The organism is Buchnera aphidicola (Rhopalosiphum padi), from assembly GCF_005080845.1.
GTDB classification, from domain to species: Bacteria; Pseudomonadota; Gammaproteobacteria; order Enterobacterales; family Enterobacteriaceae; genus Buchnera; species Buchnera aphidicola_AO.
In genome coordinates this window covers 14564-36001 of sequence record NZ_CP034858.1, presented here as the reverse complement: position 1 = coordinate 36001, position 21438 = coordinate 14564, and the positions used below count along the sequence as shown (strand labels likewise).

The 21438-nt window shown below is 26.6% G+C and carries 20 protein-coding genes and 1 tRNA gene; 9 read left to right on the top strand and 12 right to left on the bottom strand.

Going from position 1 to position 21438, the window contains the following annotated elements; genetic code table 11:
• The first annotated feature begins 42 nt into the window (after positions 1-42).
• Positions 43-1623, top strand: coding sequence for a bifunctional phosphoribosylaminoimidazolecarboxamide formyltransferase/IMP cyclohydrolase (gene purH, locus D9V76_RS00170; RefSeq protein ID WP_158336838.1), 1581 nt, complete (start codon positions 43-45; stop codon positions 1621-1623).
• Positions 1624-1809: 186 nt separating this feature from the next.
• On the opposite strand, the gene metE is transcribed toward purH, so the two are convergent.
• Entirely contained in the window at positions 1810-4095 is a 2286-nt protein-coding gene (gene metE, locus D9V76_RS00165; protein WP_158336837.1) for a 5-methyltetrahydropteroyltriglutamate--homocysteine S-methyltransferase, read from the bottom strand.
• A gap of 141 nt (positions 4096-4236) precedes the next feature.
• Here metE and metR point away from each other — a divergent pair, with 141 nt between their 5' ends.
• Entirely contained in the window at positions 4237-5175 is a 939-nt protein-coding gene (gene metR, locus D9V76_RS00160) for an HTH-type transcriptional regulator MetR (RefSeq protein WP_158336836.1), read from the top strand.
• A gap of 5 nt (positions 5176-5180) precedes the next feature.
• On the opposite strand, the gene D9V76_RS00155 is transcribed toward metR, so the two are convergent.
• Complete coding sequence (locus D9V76_RS00155; RefSeq protein ID WP_158336834.1) at positions 5181-5984, bottom strand: Cof-type HAD-IIB family hydrolase; 804 nt, start codon at positions 5982-5984, stop codon at positions 5181-5183.
• A gap of 141 nt (positions 5985-6125) precedes the next feature.
• Between D9V76_RS00155 and glmU the strand changes: the two genes are divergently transcribed.
• Together glmU and glmS are read left to right on the top strand one after the other, a co-directional pair.
• Entirely contained in the window at positions 6126-7508 is a 1383-nt protein-coding gene (gene glmU / locus D9V76_RS00150; protein ID WP_158336832.1) for a bifunctional UDP-N-acetylglucosamine diphosphorylase/glucosamine-1-phosphate N-acetyltransferase GlmU, read from the top strand.
• Between the two features lie 65 nt (positions 7509-7573).
• Positions 7574-9400, top strand: coding sequence for a glutamine--fructose-6-phosphate transaminase (isomerizing) (gene glmS / locus D9V76_RS00145; protein WP_158336830.1), 1827 nt, complete (start codon positions 7574-7576; stop codon positions 9398-9400).
• Between the two features lie 159 nt (positions 9401-9559).
• Here glmS and rpoH read toward each other — a convergent pair whose 3' ends face one another.
• Together rpoH and ftsY are read right to left on the bottom strand one after the other, a co-directional pair.
• Positions 9560-10417: an RNA polymerase sigma factor RpoH gene (gene rpoH / locus D9V76_RS00140; protein WP_158336828.1), complete on the bottom strand. Its 858-nt coding sequence runs from the start codon at positions 10415-10417 to the stop codon at positions 9560-9562.
• Positions 10418-10555: 138 nt separating this feature from the next.
• The gene (gene ftsY / locus D9V76_RS00135) at positions 10556-11611 is read right to left on the bottom strand and encodes a signal recognition particle-docking protein FtsY (protein WP_158336826.1); all 1056 of its coding nucleotides are present in this window, start codon (positions 11609-11611) and stop codon (positions 10556-10558) included.
• A gap of 131 nt (positions 11612-11742) precedes the next feature.
• Here ftsY and rsmD point away from each other — a divergent pair, with 131 nt between their 5' ends.
• The 3 genes from rsmD to dnaC are packed head-to-tail and all read left to right on the top strand — an operon-like array spanning position 11743 to position 13597.
• Positions 11743-12315: a 16S rRNA (guanine(966)-N(2))-methyltransferase RsmD gene (rsmD, locus tag D9V76_RS00130; RefSeq protein ID WP_158336824.1), complete on the top strand. Its 573-nt coding sequence runs from the start codon at positions 11743-11745 to the stop codon at positions 12313-12315.
• Positions 12316-12359: 44 nt separating this feature from the next.
• Entirely contained in the window at positions 12360-12857 is a 498-nt protein-coding gene (dnaT, locus tag D9V76_RS00125) for a primosomal protein DnaT (RefSeq protein WP_158336822.1), read from the top strand.
• Positions 12857-13597, top strand: a complete 741-nt coding sequence (gene dnaC, locus D9V76_RS00120; RefSeq protein ID WP_158336820.1) for a DNA replication protein DnaC — start codon at positions 12857-12859, stop codon at positions 13595-13597. The genes dnaT and dnaC overlap by 1 nt, the downstream gene beginning before the upstream one ends.
• 23 nt (positions 13598-13620) lie before the next feature.
• On the opposite strand, the gene efp is transcribed toward dnaC, so the two are convergent.
• Entirely contained in the window at positions 13621-14187 is a 567-nt protein-coding gene (gene efp, locus D9V76_RS00115; protein WP_158336818.1) for an elongation factor P, read from the bottom strand.
• Positions 14188-14212: 25 nt separating this feature from the next.
• Here efp and epmB point away from each other — a divergent pair, with 25 nt between their 5' ends.
• Positions 14213-15226, top strand: coding sequence for an EF-P beta-lysylation protein EpmB (gene epmB, locus D9V76_RS00110; protein WP_158336816.1), 1014 nt, complete (start codon positions 14213-14215; stop codon positions 15224-15226).
• A 115-nt stretch (positions 15227-15341) separates the two neighbouring features.
• Here epmB and groL read toward each other — a convergent pair whose 3' ends face one another.
• On the bottom strand, positions 15342-16988 hold the full coding sequence (gene groL, locus D9V76_RS00105; protein ID WP_158337704.1) for a chaperonin GroEL: 1647 nt from the start codon (positions 16986-16988) through the stop codon (positions 15342-15344).
• A gap of 69 nt (positions 16989-17057) precedes the next feature.
• Positions 17058-17348 carry a co-chaperone GroES gene (locus D9V76_RS00100; protein WP_158336814.1) on the bottom strand — a complete coding sequence of 97 codons (291 nt, stop codon included), beginning with the start codon at positions 17346-17348 and terminating at the stop codon, positions 17058-17060.
• A gap of 246 nt (positions 17349-17594) precedes the next feature.
• Between D9V76_RS00100 and D9V76_RS00095 the strand changes: the two genes are divergently transcribed.
• Positions 17595-17667, top strand: a tRNA-Phe gene (locus D9V76_RS00095).
• 6 nt (positions 17668-17673) lie between these two features.
• On the opposite strand, the gene mnmE is transcribed toward D9V76_RS00095, so the two are convergent.
• The 5 genes from mnmE to rpmH are packed head-to-tail and all read right to left on the bottom strand — an operon-like array spanning position 17674 to position 21428.
• Positions 17674-19044, bottom strand: coding sequence for a tRNA uridine-5-carboxymethylaminomethyl(34) synthesis GTPase MnmE (gene mnmE, locus D9V76_RS00090; RefSeq protein WP_158336812.1), 1371 nt, complete (start codon positions 19042-19044; stop codon positions 17674-17676).
• Positions 19045-19092: 48 nt separating this feature from the next.
• On the bottom strand, positions 19093-20688 hold the full coding sequence (yidC, locus tag D9V76_RS00085; protein WP_158336810.1) for a membrane protein insertase YidC: 1596 nt from the start codon (positions 20686-20688) through the stop codon (positions 19093-19095).
• Between the two features lie 2 nt (positions 20689-20690).
• On the bottom strand, positions 20691-20948 hold the full coding sequence (gene yidD / locus D9V76_RS00080; protein WP_158336809.1) for a membrane protein insertion efficiency factor YidD: 258 nt from the start codon (positions 20946-20948) through the stop codon (positions 20691-20693).
• Complete coding sequence (gene rnpA / locus D9V76_RS00075; RefSeq protein ID WP_158336808.1) at positions 20927-21271, bottom strand: ribonuclease P protein component; 345 nt, start codon at positions 21269-21271, stop codon at positions 20927-20929. The genes yidD and rnpA overlap by 22 nt, the downstream gene beginning before the upstream one ends.
• A 13-nt stretch (positions 21272-21284) precedes the next feature.
• Entirely contained in the window at positions 21285-21428 is a 144-nt protein-coding gene (gene rpmH / locus D9V76_RS00070) for a 50S ribosomal protein L34 (protein WP_009873975.1), read from the bottom strand.
• Positions 21429-21438 lie beyond the last annotated feature (10 nt).

Below are 21438 nucleotides of genomic sequence, written 5' to 3'. Positions count from 1 at the left end.
ACTAATTCACAGTTATCATTTTTATAAAAAAGAAAACAAATTATGTTATTAAATAATACTATAAAAAATGCCTTGATTAGTTTATCAGATAAAACAAATCTTTTAGAAATATCAAAAATACTTTCAGAAAAAAAAATAAATTTACTTTCTACAGGAGGAACGGCTGATATTTTAAAAAAAAACAACATACCTGTCATGGAAATATCAAATTACACAAATTTTCCTGAAATAATGGATGGACGAGTTAAAACATTACATCCTAAAATAATAGGTGGTATTTTAGGTAGAAGAAAAAAAGACCAAAAAATTATGAAATTACATAATCTAATACCTATAGATATGGTAATTGTGAATTTTTATCCATTTGAAAAAATACAAAATCGAGAAGAATGTAATGCAGAAGAAATAATTGATAATATTGATATTGGTGGTCCGACACTTGTCCGTGCTGCTGCTAAAAATTACAAAGATGTTGTAGTTATAGTAGATTTATCAGATTTTAAATCAGTTATTAAATTAATTAATAACAATACTATAAGTTTAGAAAAAAGATTTGATTTAGCAACTAAAGCTTTTGAGTATACTTCGTCATATGAAGAAATAATTTTTAAATATTTTTTAAAAAACAATTCTTATAAAGAAAAAAACCAAAATGATATTTTTCCAAATGAAATTAAATTAAATTTTATAAAAAAGCAAGACTTAAGATATGGAGAAAATCAACATCAAAAATCTTCATTTTATGTAGAAAAAGAAATATTAAAGTCTGGAACGATTAGTTCGTCACGTCAAGTACAAGGTAAAAATCTATCTTATAACAATATATGCGATGCTGATATAGCATTAGAATGCGTAAAAGAATTTTCTGAACCAACATGTGTTATTGTCAAACACGGGAATCCTTGCGGAGTCTCAGAAAGTAATTCTCTTATAAAATCATATTTATCTGCTTATAATTCAGATCCTATTTCGGCTTTTGGAGGAATAATTGCTTTTAATTCTACATTAGATTTAAAAACAGCTCAAGAAATTGTTAAAAAACAGTTTGTCGAAGTTATTATTGCTCCTGAAATAGATGAAAGAGCTTTAAAAATACTACAAAAAAAACAAAATATACGTTTAATTGTTTGTGGAAAAATTGAAAAAAATAAAAAAGGTTTAGATTTTAAGAGAATAACTAACGGATTGCTTATACAAGAATATGATTTTAATAAAGTAAATATAAAAAATTTTAATTTTGTTACAAATCGATTACCTACTCAAAAAGAACTAGAAGATGCCATCTTTTCTTGGAAAGTGGCTAAATTTGTTAAATCGAATGCTATCGTATATAGTGTCAATAAAACTACTATTGGAATAGGTGCAGGACAAACAAGCAGAGTTGATGCAACTAAATTAGCGAACTTAAAAGTGAAAGATCGAAATCATCATAATACTATTGGAGCAATTATGGCTTCTGATGCTTTTTTCCCTTTTCGAGATGGGATAGATAATGCTGCTTTAGTTGGTATTAGTTGTATTATTCAACCAGGTGGTTCTATTCGAGATAAAGAAGTAATCCAATCCGCCAATGAACATAATATAAGCATGATTTTTACTAATAAACGTCATTTTAAACATTAATTAAAAGTTAAAATTTATATAATTTTTTATTTTTAAATTATTAATATAAGAAAAGTTTTAAATAGAAATAGCATAAAGAAATCTAAAAAAATAAATTGATTAAATCATCATTTAGATTTTTATTTTTAATAAAAACAATCTAAAAGATGATTTAATGAAATTTTAAATTTAAAAAAAGAGTTTATTTTATTTATTTAAGTTATTTTTTTGAATTTTATTTCTCATTTCTTTTGCTGCACAAACCATATTTTTTAATGCTGATATTGTTTCATTCCAATTTCGAGTTTTTAAACCACAATCTGGATTTACCCAAATACGTTCTACTGGAATATAGGCCATAGCTTTGCTTAATAAAAAATTAATTGATTCAATGTTAGGTATATTTGAGGAATGAATGTCATAAACTCCAGGACCAACTTCGTTTGGATAATTAAATGTTTTAAATGCTTCCAATAATTCCATATCTGAGCGAGCAGTTTCAATCGTAATAACGTCAGCATCTAATAAAGCAATGGCATCCATAATATCATTAAATTCACAATAACACATATGTGTATGAATTTGTGTAGTATTTTTTACCCCTGAAGAGCTTAAACGAAATGCATCCACTGCCCAAGACAAATACTCTTTCCATAAACTTTTACGCAAGGGCAAACCTTCTCGTAATGCAGGCTCATCAATTTGAATGATTTCTATTTTTTCTTTTTCTAAATCTAATACTTCATCTTGCAATGCCAATGCAATTTGTTTAGCAATTTTTTCTAATGAAATATCTTCTCTAGGAAAAGACCAAAATAAAATTGTTACCGGTCCTGTCAGCATTCCCTTTACTGGTTTATCGGTTAAAGATTGAGCATATTTAGACCATTTTACAGTTATTGAATTTGAACGACTGATATCACCGACAATAATAGGAGGTTTAACATAACGTGAACCATAACTTTGAACCCATCCGTTATCTGTAAAAACAAATCCATCTAAGTTTTCACCAAAATACTCAACCATATCATTTCTTTCAGACTCTCCGTGTACTAAAACATCTATACCTAGTTGTTCTTGTACTTTTATTACTTCTTTAATATGTTTTCTAATTCCTATTTCATAATCAGTATTATTTATTAATCCTGCTTTATAATCACGTCGCAATTTTCTTATTTCAACTGTTTGTGGAAAAGATCCAATAGTAGTTGTTGGTAAAATAGGTAAATTAAATTTTTTTTTCTGTTCTTGAGAACGAATTTCATAAGAATGAGAACGTTCAAAACTCGTATTAAAAATTTTAGACAACCGTTTTTGAACTTCAATGTTTTGCACCCTTTTAGAAAAATCACGCTCATAAATAGGTGAACACCATTTTTTAATAGCATTAATATCGTTTTTATTTAATGCTTCAGATAATAAAGATAGTTCAGTGCACTTTTGTATAGCGAAAGAAAACCATTTTTTAGACTCTTTGTCTAAATTTTTTTCTTCTTTTAAATCAATAGGAGAATGCAATAAAGAACAAGATGAACCAATTAATAATTTTTCACGAAATTTTAAAATAGTAGAGATATTTTTAAACCATTTTAAAAGATCAGCACGCCATACATTTCGACCATTAATTACTCCTAGAGATAAAATCCATTCTTTAGGTAGTTTAGAATTAAAATCAAATAAGTTATATTTTCCAAAAACTAAATCAATATGAATACCATAAATAGGTAAATTTCGAATATACTCTATATTATGTTCAATACTATCAAAATATGTTGTTAATAGTATTTTAGTTTTTCCATGTAAATATTCATAAACGTAAGAATAAGCTTTTTTCCATTTTTCTGGAAGATCTAAAACTAAGGCAGGTTCATCCATTTGAACAAAATCAATATTACGTTGCGATAGCTCATTTAAAACTTGTTTATATATTGGTAATATATTTTTAAGAAGATCTAAACGATCAAAATATTCTCCTTTTATTTTTCCTAACCAAAGATATGTAATCGGACCTAAAATTACAGGTTTTACTTTATATCCTAATGATAAAGCTTCATCTGTTTCTTCTAAGATTTGTTTCCACGAAAATTTTAGTATTCTATTTTTATTGAATTCTGGTACTATATAATGATAATTTGTATTAAACCATTTAGTCATTTCTGAAGCAGGAATATCTGGAGAAAAACCGCGTGCAATTCGAAATAAACAATCTAAATCAATTGTACTATTACTATTAACGTTAAGATGTCTTTCAGGAATATTTCCTAACATCATACTAGTACTTAATACATGGTCATACCAAGCAAAATCTCCAACTGGTATATAATCAACTCCAGCTTCTTTTTGTTTTCTCCAATTTTCTCTTCTCAATTGAGATCCTATGGATAATAATTCTTCAGATTGAAGATTACCAGACCAATAATCTTCCTGAGCTTTTTTTAATTCGCGATTTAAACCTATTCTTGGAAATCCAAGAGTATGATTAAAAATAGTCATCTTTTTCCCTTACTATTTATAATTAAATTATTAATTAATAAAGTTTTATATATTGATTTATTTAAAACAGATATCTTATAATTCTAGTATTAAGTAAAATTCGCAAGCGCAAATAGTTAATTCTCGATATGAAGGAATCTCATGATCGAAATAAAACATCTTCGGACACTACAAGCTTTAAAAAATAGTGGTTCATTAAGTGCAGCTGCAATTCAATTGCATCAAACACAATCAGCCATCTCTCATCAATTTAATGAATTAGAAAAAAAATTAGGTTTTAAATTATTTATTAGGAAAAGTCATCCTATAAAATTTACAATACAAGGTGCAATTTTACTTCAATTATCAAAAGAAATATTACCAAAAATTCATAAAGCAATACAAAATTGCAAGAAAAATCATCAGATGACTATTAGACTTGCCATTGAATGTCATAGTTGTATTCAATGGTTAACGCCTGCATTAAAAATATTTCAAAAAAGATGGCCAAGGGTAGAAATAGATTTTTATTCAGATATGATTTTTAGTCCTCAACCATCTCTTCAACAAGGAAAACTGGATATTGTATTAACTTCAGAAGTATTACCAAGAAGTCATTTATTTTATGTTCCTATGTTTGATTTTGAAGTACGTTTAGTATTATCACCTCACCATCCTTTAGCTCAAAAAAAACAAAATATTCTTCCAGAAGATTTAACATCTGAAATACTTATGATATATCCTGTTCAACGTGATAGATTAGATATATGGAAATTTTTTTTACAACCAGCTGGAATTATACCAATATTTAAGAATGTAAATAATACTTTACTTTTAATTCAAATGGTTTCAGCACAAATGGGCATTACTGCATTACCACATTGGGTAGTAGATACTTTTGAAAAACAAGGTTTAATAGTAACAAAAAAATTAGGAAATGGAATGTGGAAACGTTTATACGCTGCTATACGTGATGGTGATCAAAAGGAATTAATAATACAAAATTTTATTCATTCTATACGTTTACATGCCTGTACTCATTTAAAATTTATTCGTGATGCATTAAAACCTCATTTTTTTAAAAAGATTAAAAATATTTAATATATTCATTTTTTTATAAAAATTTTATCTAAAAAAACTGCAACACCATCATTTTTATTACTTCCAATCACTTCAGCATATGGTAGTTTTTTTTTCAAACGCGAATCTGCATTCTGCATAATACATGCTTTTCCAGAAATACTAAGCATATCTTGATCATTCATTCCATCTCCAAAAGTAATAAATTCTTTCAAAGAAACTCCTGAAATTTTAGATATCAACTTTAATCCATATCCTTTGGAAACTTTTCCAGATACAACTTCCAAACAACCTGGTACAGAAAAATGCACATTAACTTGATCACCGAAAGAAGAAGTAATTTCTTTTTCAAGATTATGTAATTTTTTTAAATTATAACTTGTAAAAAAAACTTTACTTACTTTATTAAAATTAAATATATCTGGACGAAAGTATTTATATCTTAGTAATGATAAAGTGGGACAAAAATTATTATCTATTTTATTATTATTTATATACCATTGATCATTACGATACACTTGAGTAATAATATCTGAATCTAAATATTTTATTTTACATAATTTTAAAGCAATCTCTTCATCTAAGTTATTTTCAAAAATTAACACATCATTTAAATCGTAAACTCGAGCTCCATTAGAAGTAATCATAAAAACTTTTATATTCAGAGCGTCTCTAATTTCCATGATATCAATGTAATGACGACCGGAAGCGAAAACAAAATAAAAACCTTTTTCTATTAACAATTTTATGATTTTTTCAGTATATTTTGTTATTTTGTTTTCTGGTGAAAGTAAAGTGCCATCTAAATCTACTGTAATAATTCGATACATAAAAGAACCTTTATAAAAAAATATACATTTAATATGTGAAAAACATATTATAACAAATATAAAAAATAATTTAGAATTTTATAAAAATTAACGATTTAAATAAAAATTGTAATCTTATAAAAATGAAAAAAGGATATATAAATGTTAAAAAAAGAAATAAATGTAGTAATACTAGCAGCTGGAAAAGGAACAAGAATGAAATCTAGCTATCCTAAAGTATTACATAAATTAGGTGGGAAAACAATTCTAGAACATGTTATAAAAATAGCAAAATCTATAAAACCTAAAAAAATTATATTAGTTTATAATAATAAAGAAAAAACAATAGAATCTACAATTAATGATGCGTCTATAGAGTGGATCGTGCAAAAAGAACAAAAAGGAACAGGGGATGCTATACTAATAGCATCTAAGAATTTTTCAGACGATAATGACGTAGTAGTTCTTTATGGAGATATGCCATGCATTTCAATTGAATCAATAAAAAAACTATTTAATTCTAAAAAAAAATCTAAAATCAGTCTATTAACTGCTCGTACTAAAAACCCTGATGGATATGGACGAGTTTTAAAAAAAAATGGGAAAGTTATTAAAATAATAGAAGAACAAGATGCAAATTTTCATGAAAAAAAAATCAAAGAAGTATATTCTGGAATATTTATAGCAAATGGAAAAGATTTAAAAAGATGGCTAAATAAAATTAATAATAAAAATATAAAAAAAGAATTTTATGCGACTGATATTATCTATTTTGCTCATTTAGAAAAAAGTACTATTAAAACAGTACAGGTTTTAAACTATGAAGAAATATTAGGTGTAAATAATAAGCTACAATTATCTATTTTAGAAAAAATATTTCAAAAAAAACAAATCAATGATTTACTACTTTCAGGTGTAACATTAAAAGATCCAGATCATTTTATTTTAAGAGGAATATTAAAACATGGAAAAAATGTAGAAATAGATACTGGTGTTATATTAGAAGGAAATATTATTTTAGGAAATAATGTCAAAATTGGAGCTGGATCTGTGATTAAAAATAGTTTTATTGATAATCAAACTGAAATCAAAGAATATACAATTATAGAAAGCGTCAAAATAGGAAAAAAATGCATTATAGGTCCTTTTGCACATTTACGACCTAAAACTATATTAGACAATCAAATTCATATAGGTAACTTCGTTGAAATTAAAGAAAGTACCATCAAAAAAGAATCTAAAATTAAACATCTAAGTTATTTTGGAAATTCTGAAATTGGTTCTCAAGTTAATATTGGAGCAGGTAGTATTACATGCAATTATGATGGTGTAAATAAATTCAAAACTATTATTGGTGACAATGTCCTAATAGGTGCTAATACACAATTAATTGCACCTATTAAAATTATAAAAAATGCAACTATTGCAGCAGGAACTACTCTGACTAAAGATGTTGATACACCATGCTTAGTTTATAATAATAAAGAACAAAAACAAAAAAAAAATTGGATACGTCCTCAAAAAAACATCAAAAAAATTGATTAATAGTATTGAATAATTGATATTTTTAATAAAAAATAATTTTTTAAAAATTTAAAAGGTATATTTCTATGTGTGGTATTGTTGCTGCAGTAACACAACGCAATATAATTGATTTTCTTCTCGAAGGTATTCAAAAATTAGAATACCGAGGATACGATTCTTCAGGATTAGCAGTAATAAATCAAAACAACAATATCATTCGTATCCGATGTGTAGGAAAGGTAAATAAACTTTTAAAAAAAGTAAAGAAAAAAAAACTATTTGGTAAAATTGGTATTGCTCATACTAGATGGGCTACTCATGGAAAAGTTTCTGAAAAAAATACACATCCGCATATATCTTCACATATTGCCGTAGTTCATAATGGAGTTATCGAAAACAATTTAAAGTTACGAACTTTTTTAGAAAAAAAAGGTTATATATTTTGTTCTGACACAGATACAGAGGTAATCGCACACTTATTACATTGGGAACAAACTAAAACAGGACAATCACTTCCAGAAGTTGTACAACGCAGTAAAATAAAATTAAATGGAAATTATAGTATGGTTATTATGGATGCATATAATTCATCAAGATTAATAGCAGTACGTTCTGGAAGTCCATTGGTTATTGGATTAGGTGTAGAAGAAAACTTTATAGCTTCAGATCAAATTGCACTATTAAATATTACAAAACGTTTTATATATTTAGAAGAAGGAGATGTTGCTATTGTTAAAAGCAAAAAAATAAATATTTTTGAAAAAAATGGTTCTATAATCAAAAGAAGGGAAATTATATCTAACGTAAAATACAAACCAGTAAATAAAGGTAAATATAAACATTATATGGAAAAAGAGATATATGAACAACCTATTTCAATTCGTAATGCACTAAATAATCGTTTAAAAAAAGATACAATTAGTTTTTCAGAATTAGGAGATAGAGAACAAAGTTTTTTTTTAAATGCAGAACATATTCAAATAGTAGCATGTGGTACATCTTACCATGCTGCCATGGTTTCTAGATATTGGTTTGAATCGCTAGCTAATATTCCATGTGATGTTGAAATAGCATCTGAATTTTCTTCACGAAAATTAGCAGTTAGAAAAAAAAGTGTTTTTATTACCTTATCACAATCTGGTGAAACAGCAGATACACTGGCAGCACTAAGAATTTCAAAAAAATTAGGTTATTTAGGAAGCTTAACTATATGCAATATGAAAGGTTCATCTTTAGTTCAAGAATCTGATTGTTGTTTATTAACTGAGGCAGGAATAGAAATAGGAGTAGCTTCGACAAAATCTTTTACTACACAGTTAACTGTATTATTAATGTTGGTAGCAAAAATTACAAAATTTAAAAAACAAAAAAATGATATTGAAAAAAAAATTGCAAAAACATTAAATATTTTACCATTTAGAATAGAAGAAATTTTAAAAAAAGATACTTTAATTAAAACTATAGCAAATCAATTACATAATAAAAAAAATATATTATATCTTGGACGAGGAGAACAATATCCTATTGCTATGGAAGGGGCGTTAAAATTAAAAGAAATTTCTTATATTCATGCTGAAGCTTATCCCTCTGGAGAACTTAAGCATGGTCCTCTTGCATTAATCGATAAAAATATACCAGTTATTATTACAGCTCCAAAAAATTTATTACTTGAAAAAACAAAAAAAAATATTAAAGAAATATGCGCAAGAGGTGGTGTGATTTATGTTTTTTCAGATCAAGAAATTGATTTAGAAAAAAATATGACTATTATAAAAATTCCTTATGTAGAAGAAATAATAGCACCTATTTTATATATAATTCCATTGCAGTTACTTGCTTATTATATTGCCTTAAGTAAGGGAAAAAATATTGATCAACCAAGAAATCTTGCAAAATCAGTTACAGTAGAATAAAAATTTTTTAATTTTTATTTTTAACAAAATAAAGTTAATTTTTTTTGTTAAAAAAGAGTATGAGCTATCAATTTTAAGAAACTTAATCTCATACTCTATGTAGATAATTATCTAAAATTAAAAATCTTTAATTCTTCACATTATTAAATATATATATATTTAATTTTCTATATCTATTTTTAATTTTTTCATGGCATTTTTTTCTAATTGTCGAACACGTTCAGCAGAAATTCCATAATTTTTTGCGATTGTTTGCAAAGTATTTTTTTTCTTCTTATCTAACCAACGTGCACGAATAATATTTCGACTGCGCTCATCTAATCTTAATAACGCACTGCTTAATTTATTGGTAGTATGTTTATCCCAATTATCTTGTTCTAATCCATTGGCAAAATTAGATGTTTTATCTTGTAAATACAACATATTTTTATTAATTTTTCCATCTTTTAAATCTTCGTCTGGAAATGGATTAAAGGTTACATCTTGCGCTGACATTCTAGATTCCATCTCTCTAACATCTTCGCTACTTACACCTAATTCTTGAGCAACTATTTCAATTTCTTCTTCGTTAAACCAACCTAATCTTTTTTTATTTTTTCTTAAATTAAAAAATAATTTTCTTTGAGACTTAGTTGTTGCTACTTTTACAATTCTCCAATTACGCAATACATATTCATGTATTTCTGATTTAATCCAATGTACAGCAAAGGAAACAAGACGTACTCCTATTTCTGGATTAAATCTACGCACAGCTTTCATCAAGCCTATATTACCTTCTTGTATTAAATCAGCTTGGAGTAAACCGTATCCTGAATAATTACGTGAAATATGAATAACAAAACGAAGATGAGAAAGAATCAAAGTTTTTGCTGCATCTAAATCACCGTTATAGCGTAAACGTTTAGTTAATGATTTTTCTTCTTCAATAGACAACATTGGCCATAGATTAGCTATTCTAATATAAGCATCTAAATTACCTAGTGCTGTTACAGATAAAATCTGTACTTTATTAGTCATTTTAATTCCCGCATTGATAAAATATATTTAATTAATCATGAATATGTGGGATTACTTCATCATACTTTAATTAAAAATTAAAATCAAAATTTTATAAAGATACTAATTATAAATTAAGTATAAAAAATTTTAAGTTTATTATTTAATAAAAATAGATTCAATAAAATCATTACTGTTAAAAACAACTAAATCCTTTGTTTTTTCACCAATTCCAACATAACGAATAGGAATTAAAAATTGATTAGCTAAAGAAAAAATCACCCCTCCTTTTGCTGTTCCATCGAGTTTAGTAATAACTAATCCTGTTAAGTTTATTGCTTTATGAAACATTTCTGTTTGCTTAATCGTATTTTGGCCATTACAAGCATCAATAACCAACATAATTTCATGTGGGGCAGATAAGTTTAATTTTTTAATAACTCTAATTATCTTTTTTAATTCTTCTAATAAATATAATTTGTTGTGTAATCTTCCAGCTGTATCAATAATTAAAACATCTATTTTTTTTGATATAGCAGATTTTAGTGCATCAAAAGCTACTGCAGCTGGATCTGACCCAGAAGATTGAGCTATAACAGGAATATTGTTTAATTTTCCTAATGTTTGTAGTTGTTCTATACCAGCAGCACGAAATGTATCTGCTGCTGCCAGCATTACAGATTTTCCTTCTAGTTTATATTTTTTTGCTAATTTAGAAACTGTTGTAGTTTTTCCTGTTCCATTTATCCCTACTACTAAAATAACAAACGGAACATGATTAGATATTTCTAAAGGTCTTTCTACTTTTTTTAAAATAGAACACATGTTTTCTTTTAAAAGAAAATAAATTTTTTCAGGATTTTTTAATTCTTTATGTGTTGCATCATCAATTAATTTGTTGATAATCTGATCTGTAGTATGAACACCAATATCGGAAAGAAGCATAGTTTCTTCTAATTCTTCAAAAAGAGTATCATCTATTTTTTTTGAAAAAAAAATACGATTGATTCCATCACCAAAAAATTTTTTAGTTTTGTTTAAACTTTTTTTTAATTTAAAAAGAAAATTTATTTTTTTATTGGTAATATTTTCTATATTATCGATACTATCTTTTTCTTTCTTTAAAGATATATTTTCTTTTGTTTTTTCTTTATTTTTTTTCTTTATTTTAGAATTTATCCAAGAAAAAAAACTATTTTTTTTATCACCATTCATTTTATTACTCCTAATTTAAACAAATAATAATTATTTTATTTATAACTTAAAAAACTAAAAATTAAATATTTATTTAAATTATATTTAATAATAAAATAAATTATATTAATAATATAAAAAAATATAAAAAAATGCACAATGCTTTTTTAAAAAAAAATGGAAAAGTTCATATTATTGCTGGAAAATTAAAGGGAAAAAAAATATTTATTAAAAACAATTTAAATATAAGACCAACAACTAATAGAATACGAGAAACACTTTTTAATTGGTTATCTGTATACATTAAAAATGCTCGTTGTTTAGATTGTTTTGCAGGTAGTGGTTCATTAGGAATAGAAGCTGTATCTAGAGATGCAAAATTTGTAACTCTATTGGAAATAGAAAAAAAAACAGTACTTTCACTAAAAGATAATATAAAAAGATTAAATATATCTAACTTAGAAATTATACATACCAATACTCTCGATTGGCTTAAAAAAAATAAACAACCGTATGATATAATATTTATAGATCCACCATATAATCAAAAATTAGTTGACCAAACTCTTTTTTTGTTAGAAAAAAAGAAATGGATGAAAAAAAAATCATTAATTTATATAGAAAAAGAAAAAAATCACTCTTTTGTTATATCTAAAAATTGGACTTTGTATAAGAAAAAAACTACAAATCGCATATCATGCTATCTTTATTTTTTTAACATGTAAAAAACAAAAATAACTTTTATAAAAATAAATAGGACTAAATATTCATGAAAATTTTAGTTTCAAAAAATATAACTCTTGACTTATTTTGCAAAAATCCCGTTCAAATTATAGAAAAAGAAAAAAATGGCACTATAGCCATATCGAAAAATAAAAAAACTTTATTTTATGTAATAACACCAAAAGTTTTAAAAAATTTATTTGATGTTGAAAAATACGGTTTAAAAAATGAAACAACAAAAAAAGAGAAAAAAGTGATAGAAAAATTCCCAATGCATTCTAATTGGATTCCTGACAAAGATTTTATTCAAAAAGCAGCATTATGGGGAATATCGTTAAACGAAGAAGTTTCAAAATACGAGCTTGCTTCCTTTATTTCTTATTGGAAGGCAGAAGGTTTCTTTTTTCATCATATACAGTGGCAACAAAAATTAGCTCGAAGTTTAGAACGAAGTCGATCTATGAATTTAATTAAACAAAAAAGAGATATTACTTATATACCAGTACCTGATCAAAAAACACCTGATGGATTTAGAGGCAAATAATGACATTTTATACTGAATTTTTTAAACGCCTTCAACGTCTTATGCCTAATAATATTAAACCAAAGTTTGAAAGTGATCAAGATTTATTAGCTTGGAATCAAGAACAAGGCAGACTATCTTCTGAATCCATACTACGTGAAAATAAAGCTATGAAAATGCAACGTGTTTTAGGAAGATCAGGAATACGTGAATTATATATGAATTGTTCTTTTGAAAACTATAGAATTGAACATGATGGACAAAGAAAAGTACTTAAAGCAGCAAAACGTTATGCTGAAGAATTTAATGAAAATATTGCAAGTTTTATTTTCTCAGGAAGACCGGGAACCGGAAAAAATCACCTGGCATCTGCTATAGGTAATTATTTAATTTTACATGGAAAAAGTATCTTAATTGTCACAGTAGCAGATTTAATGTCCAATATGAAAGGGACATTTAGTGGTACTAGTAATATTACCGAAGAAAATTTATTACATAATCTTAGTAGCGTTGATTTATTAATGATTGACGAAATTGGTATGCAGACTGAATCACGTTATGAAAAAGTAATCATCAATCAAATAGTTGATAGACGATCATCTTCTAAACGTTCTACTGGAATGCTGTCTAATTTAGATCATAAGGGTATGAAAAGTTTATTAGGAGAAAGAGTCATTGACAGAATGCGTTTAGGTAATAGTTTATGGTTAACTTTTGAATGGGATAGCTATAGACAATATGTAAAAGGTAATGAATATTAATAATAATTAGAAATAAATAATTTTTATTTAATTCTAGATACATATTCACCAGATCGAGTGTCTACTTTAATAAGTGATCCATTTTGTATAAATAAAGGAACTTTAAGAATAGCACCTGTACTTAATTTAGCCAATTTAGTGGTAGTATTTACTGTATCACTCTTTAAGGTTATCTCCGTATCTATAACTTTAAGTTCTACAAAAATATTAGGTGTAATAGAAATTGGTTGATTATTCCAAAAAGTAACAACACATGTGTCTTGTTCTAATAACCATTTTTTATTAACACCAACAATTTTTTTATCTACTGATAATTCTTCAAAATTATTATTATTAATAAAATACCAAAAATGACCATCATTATATAAATAAGATAGTGTACATTCCAAAACATCAGCAATTTCCAAAGAATCTGTAGATTTAAATGTCTTTTCTATTAGTTGATTTGTTAATAATTTTCTTAACTTTACACGAACAAAAGCTTGACCTTTTCCTGGTTTAACAAATTCACTTGATTCTATCAAACAGGGTTCTTTTTCAAAAATAATTTTACGACCTGAACGAAAATTATTACTATGATATACTCTCATAAAAACCTCTATTTTAAATAAATTAATGAAACTTCAAACAACGAAAAAAACAAACAGAAAAAAAGATTCTTGGTTATATGAAATTGCAAATTCTATTATTGAACCAAAAAAATTATTAAAATTTCTTCACTTAGAACAGCATTCAAAATATTACAACGCTGAATCAAGAAAACTTTTCCCATTTCGTGTTCCTTATTCTTTTGCATTAAGAATGAGAAAAAGAGATCCTAAAGATCCATTATTATTACAAGTAATTACAAATAATCAAGAATTATTAAACAGTTCAGAATTTAATGAAGATCCTATAAAAGAACGAAAAAATATTGTTTTACCAGGACTATTACATAAATATAAAGATCGTGTACTATGGCTATTAAAAACAAATTGTGCCATTAATTGTAGATATTGTTTTAGAAAACATTTTCCATATGAAACAAATAAGGGAAATAAAAAAAACTGGATGAAAATACTTCATTATATTAGTCAAAATATACAGTTAAATGAAGTAATTCTTTCAGGAGGAGATCCATTAATGGCAAAAGATCATGAATTACTATGGCTTATTACATCCTTATCTAGAATAAAACATATAAAAAGGTTAAGAATTCATACTAGATTGCCTATTGTAATACCAAATCGAATAACTTCTGATCTCTGTCAAATTTTTTTTAATTCAACTTTAAAAATTATTATTGTAACTCACATTAATCATCCTCAAGAAATTAATAAACAATTAAGTGATAGTCTATTAAAATTAAAAAAATCTAATGTTATTTTACTCAATCAAAGTGTTTTACTAAAAAATATTAACGACAATGCTATTGTTTTAGCGGAACTTAGCAATATTTTATGTGAAAATAATATTATTCCATATTATTTACATATTTTAGATAAAGTCAAAGGAACATCACATTTTTTAGTTTCAAATAAAAAAGCCAAATCTATTATATCAGACTTAATGAAAATGGTATCAGGTTTTTTAGTACCAAGATTAGTTTTTGACAATGGATCAAAAGATAACAAATTAATTATCATTTAATATAAATAGTTAATTTTATGCTTTTTATTAGTAAAAAAATAAAATCTTTCCTCAGAAAGATACATCTGAGGAAAGATATCTTTAAATTAATTTAAAAAGTATTAACTAAAAATTTTTACATCATTCCGCCCATACCGCCCATTCCACCAGCAGGAGATGAACTAGCATCAGAAGTTTTGTCTTCTTTTGGCAAATCAGTTACCATACATTCTGTTGTAATCATTAAACCAGCAACAGAAGCGGCATATTGTAAAGCAGATCTAGTAACTTTAGTTGGATCTAATATACCAAAATCAATCATGTCACCATATTCATCGGTAGCCGCATTATAACCGTAATTACCTTTTCCATCTTTCACATTGTTAGTAACTACGGAAGGTTCTTCACCAGAATTTGAAACAATTTGACGTAATGGAGCTTCCATTGCACGAAGAGCAACTCTAATACCAACATTTTGATCTTCATTATGACCACGTAAATTAGATATTTTTCCAGCTACACGAACTAAAGCAACACCTCCACCAGCAACAACACCTTCTTCTACAGCAGCACGAGTAGCATGTAAGGCATCTTCTACTCGAGCTTTTTTCTCTTTCATCTCTACTTCTGTAGCAGCACCTACTTTAAGTACCGCAACACCTCCAGATAGTTTAGCTAAACGTTCATTTAACTTTTCTTTATCGTAATCAGAAGTAGCTTCTTGAATTTCTTGACGAATTTGACTAATACGACTTTGAATAGCTTGTTTTTCTCCAACACCACCGATTATAGTCGTAGTATCTTTGTTAATTACAACTCTTTTGGCTTGTCCTAAATCTTCTAAAGTAGATTTTTCTAGATCCATAGCTAATTCTTCAGATATTACAGAACCGCCAGTTAAAACAGAAATATCTTGTAACATTGCCTTACGTCTATCACCGAATCCAGGAGCTTTTACAGCAGCAACTTTAACAATGCCTCTCATCGAGTTTACTACTAGAGTAGCTAATGCTTCTCCTTCTAAATCTTCTGAAATTATTAATAATGGTTTTCCAGATTTTGCAACAGACTCTAATATTGGTAACATTTCGCGAACATTAGAAATTTTTTTATCAGCCATTAAAATATATGGATTTTCTAATTCAACAACACCGGTTTCTGGCTTATTAATAAAATAAGGAGATAGATAACCTCTATCAAACTGCATACCTTTGACGACTTCAAGTTCGTTTTGAAGACCCGTTCCTTCTTCTACTGTAATAACTCCATCGTTACCAACTTTTTCCATTGCTTCTGCAATCAAAGCACCAACTTTTTCATCTGCGTTTGCAGAAATAGTACCAACTTGCGTAATAGCTTTAGAATCTGAGCACGGTACAGATAAATTTTTTAATTCTTCAACAGCACTAATAACAGCTTTATCAATTCCACGTTTTAGATCCATAGGATTCATTCCAGCTGCTACAGCTTTTAAACCTTCATTTACTATAGATTGTGCTAATAACGTAGCTGTTGTTGTACCATCACCTGCTGCATCATTTGCTTTTGATGCAACTTCTTTTACCATTTGAGCTCCCATGTTTTCAAACTTATCTTCTAGTTCAATTTCACGGGCTACTGATACTCCGTCTTTAGTAATACTAGGTGCTCCAAAAGATTTATCTAAAACTACGTTTCTACCTTTTGGTCCTAAAGTTACTTTAACTGCATCTGCTAATACATTTACTCCGCGAAGCATTTTAATTCGTGCTTCATTACCAAATTTTACATCTTTAGCGGCCATTTTTGACATTTCCTTAAATATATTGTTTTTATGGATATAGCATATGATTTAGTTTACTAACTTAGTTTACTATTCAACAATTGCTAAAATGTCACTTTCAGTTAAAATTAATAGTTCTTCATTATCAATTTTTTCTGTTTTTGCACCATAACCTTCATTAAAAATTACAACATCACCAACTTTAACATCTAATGGCTTAATTTGACCATTATCTAGTACACGGCCATTACCAACTGCTGTAATCGTTCCGCGAGTAGACTTTCCTGCAGCAGAACCTGTAAGAACAATACCACCTGCAGACTTTAATTCTGCTTCGTTACGTTTTACAAGTACACGATCATGCAAAGGACGAATTTTCATATAATAATACTCCTGTGAGTAATCCTTCTTAATTATATTAAAAAATTATTTTTTTTAACACTTTTTCTATATATTTAAATATAGGGATGCTTACTAAAACTTTCAAGGGTAAAAATTATTTTTTTATTTTTAATTTTTATTTTATACTTAAAAGTAGATAATAAATGGATTAAATTAAAATTCAAAACCAACTTCTATAAAAAAAGATTGACAAAGTTTTATCTTTGATGATTTAATATCAAAATTGCCCGGATAGCTCAGTTGGTAGAGCAGGGGACTGAAAATCCCCGTGTCGGTGGTTCAATTCCGCCTCCGGGCAAAAATTTTATTTTCCTATACAAAAAGTAGAAAAAATACGTTTTAATAAATCACTAGAAGTAAATTCACCTGTTATTTCTCCCAATAATTTATTAATAATATTAAGTGATTCAGCCAGTAATTCAATATTTTTATACCTTAACCAATCTTTTTGAGCTTTTAAAAATTCACAATACGATAAATCAATTTGATGAATGTGACGTCTTCGAGCAATAAAAAGACTCTCTTTACTTTTATTTATTTCTCTATTTGAGAGATGTTGTTTTAAAATATCAATTCCTTGACCTGTAAGAGCAGAAATACTAATAAATAATAAATTTCCAATTTTTTTAATTCCAAAAAAATCTTCTACTAAATCATTTTTATTTAAAATAAAAGTTACTTCTTTTATCTTATAAGAAGAAATCTTTTTCATAAACTGCATAGACAATTTTTTTTGATCTTCTAAACTGATTGTTTTATCCATTACGTAAAGAATGTGATCAGAATTTTTAATAACCTGCCAAGAACGTTGAATTCCAATTTTTTCAATTTCATCTTGTGTATTACGTAAACCTGCAGTATCAATTATTTCACATGAAATACCATGAATATTTATATGTTCATAAAGAAGATCACGGGTTGTACCAGGAAAATTAGTAACTATCGCTCTATCACGACATGATAAAATATTTAATAAACTAGATTTTCCTGCATTCGGTGGTCCAACAATTGCTATTTTTTTTGCTTCTCTTATCAAGCTACCTTCTGAAACTATACTCTTTATTTTTAAAAATTCACTGTTTAGTTGTTTAAAATTTGATGTAACAAGAATATTAAAATCAAAATCAATATTTTCTTCTGAAAAATCTATACTTGTTTCTATATTAGTACGAAATTCAATTAGTTTTTTTGTTAATTCTTGAATATAAAGCGAAAAAGATCCATGTAAAGAATTTAAAGATGCTCGAACAACTGATTCTGTTTCAGAATTAATTAAATCGTCTATTGCTTCTGCTTGAATTAAATCTATTTTTCCATTTAAAAATGCGCGTTGACAAAATTCACCTGGTTGAGCTATTCTTATTTTAATATTTTTTATACATAAAATTCTTTTCATTAATAAGTCCATAATAAATGGACTACCATGACATTGAAGTTCTAGTACATCTTCACCTGTGAAAGAAAAAGGTGCAGGAAACCATAAAGATATACCTTCATCTAATACCTTTTTATTTTTATCAAAAAATTTTGAATAAGTAGCAAATCTTGGTTTAGGAACTTTACCTAATACTTTCATAGCAACCTGATTTGCGTAAATCCCTGAAACTCTCAATATTCCAACAGAACTTTTTCCAGGACAAGTAACTTGAGCAATAATAGTTTCATTTTGAATCATAAAATATTTTCTTAGTCTTTAAATAAAAAAACAAGTAATTTTTATCTTTTATTTCTTTTTGAAATTAGATAAAATAAATTTTTGCTGTATAATAGTAACTAAATTACTTATTATATAATATAGAACTAATCCTGATGGAAACCATAAAAAAAACAGCGTAAAAACAACAGGCATAAAACTCATTATTTTTTGTTGGAATGGATCTGAAATACTATTAGATGATGTTTTTTGGATAAAAAACATAGTTAAACCCATAACTATGGGTAAAACATAATATGGATCCTGATCAGATAAATCTTTTATCCAAAATAAAAAAGGAGCATGACGTAATTCAACAGAACCAATTAACATATAATAAAGAGATAAAAAAATAGGCATTTGAATAAAAATTGGTAAACAACCACCTAATGGATTTATTTTTTCCTTTTTATATAAAGCCATCATTTCTCTACTCATTCTTTGTTTATCATGTCCAAAATTTTTCTTTAACTCATTAATTTTTGGTTGTAATTCGCGCATTTTTGCCATAGAAGTATATTGCGCTTTTGTTAAAGGATAAGTAATACCTTTCATCATAAAAGTAATTAAAACAATAGAAAAACCCCAATTTCCTATAAAATTATGTATAATACTTAACAATTTAAACAAAGGCTGAGATAAAAACCAAAGCCAACCATAATCTACTGTTAAATCTAAATTGGGTGCCACTAACGCCATCTCTTGCTGTTTTTCAGGCCCTATCCATAATTTAGATTTTATGACATATCTAGAATCAGACGGAATGTTAATTAAAGAAGATTTATATCCAATTACAGCAATACTGTTGTCTAGGTAGGATGTATACATTATATTAGAACTAATACTAGTTTCAGGTATCCAAGAAACAACAAAATACTGTTGCAGCATGGCAATCCAACCATCGTAAGTCATAATATGTAAATGTTTATTATTAGCAATATTATCAAATTTATATTTTTCATATTTCGTATCTGAACTTGAATAAGCAGCACCACGAAAAGTCTGAAGGGCGAAATTACCGCTATAAATATCACGGTTTTTAGGTAATTTAATAGTTTGTTTGAGTTGTCCAAAAATACTTAATTCTAAGTTTTTCTTAGTGGAATTGTGAATATCGTATTCTACTTGTACATCATATCTTCCTGATTTAAGGATAAAGTTTTTTATATAAGTTACCCCATTTTTTCCAATAAAAGTTATTGGAACACGTAACTCATTTTTATTATTGCGTAATTCAAAAAAATTTTTTTTTGCAGAATACAGTGGTCTAATACCATTTATTGAATTATCTGGACCATCTCTTCCAATAAGTCCACTTTGTGCCTGATAGACAAAATCAGATGTTGTTTCTAATAATTTTAAACACTTAGGAGAATTTAATTTTTCTTTATAATTAAGTAAACTTGCTTCTTCTACATCACCTCCATACATATTTATAACTAAACGCATTACGTCATTTTGAATAATTATTTGATTCTTATCTTCTTTTTTATAATTTGAATTAAAAAGAGAATTAGTCGTTTCATTTGTTTTATTTTTTGTTAATGATTGACTCTGCCATGCTTGCCATAACAAAAAAGAAGCAAACAAAAAGGCAAAAATAAAAAAATTACGCTGTAATTCCATCATTAATATTCACTTTTATCTTTAATTTTAGAAGGCAATAAATCATCCCCTCCTGCATGAAATGGATGACATTTACATAAACGTAAAATTGTTAAAATAATACCTTTAATAACTCCAAATTCACGTAAAGATAAAATCATATATGTTGAACAAGTAGGATAAAAACGACAATTTGGCTGCATAAAAAAACTAATAAAATTTTGATAAATTAAAATAAAAAAAGTTAGAAAAAATACAACTATCGATGATAATTTGACCATATATTCTCCAATATATTTGTTATTTTTTTATTGTTTAAATAAACAATGTTTTTTTTCGCTATAACAATAAAATCCATTGAAATTAATTTATGTTGTAATAAACGAAAAGTTTCTCGAATTAATCGTTTAATTGTATTACGCTTGTGTGCATGTTTGATATTTTTGCGAGATATACTAAGACCTAATCTAGGATGTCCTAATAAATTAGAACGTCCTAATATGTTTATTTGAAAAGTGCTTTTAGTACAAGGATTGCTAAAAACATATTGAAAATTTACGGATCTTAACAACCTTGATTTTTTTTTAAAAAAATAATTTAACACTATATTTAACCTATTATTTACTAGAAACAGTTAAACGTGTTCTCAATTTTGCACGTCTACGTGATAAAATATAACGACCATTTTTAGTTGCCATTCGAATTCTAAATCCATGTGAACGATTACGTTTTAATATTGATGGTTGAAAAGTTCGTTTCATTTTAGTATTT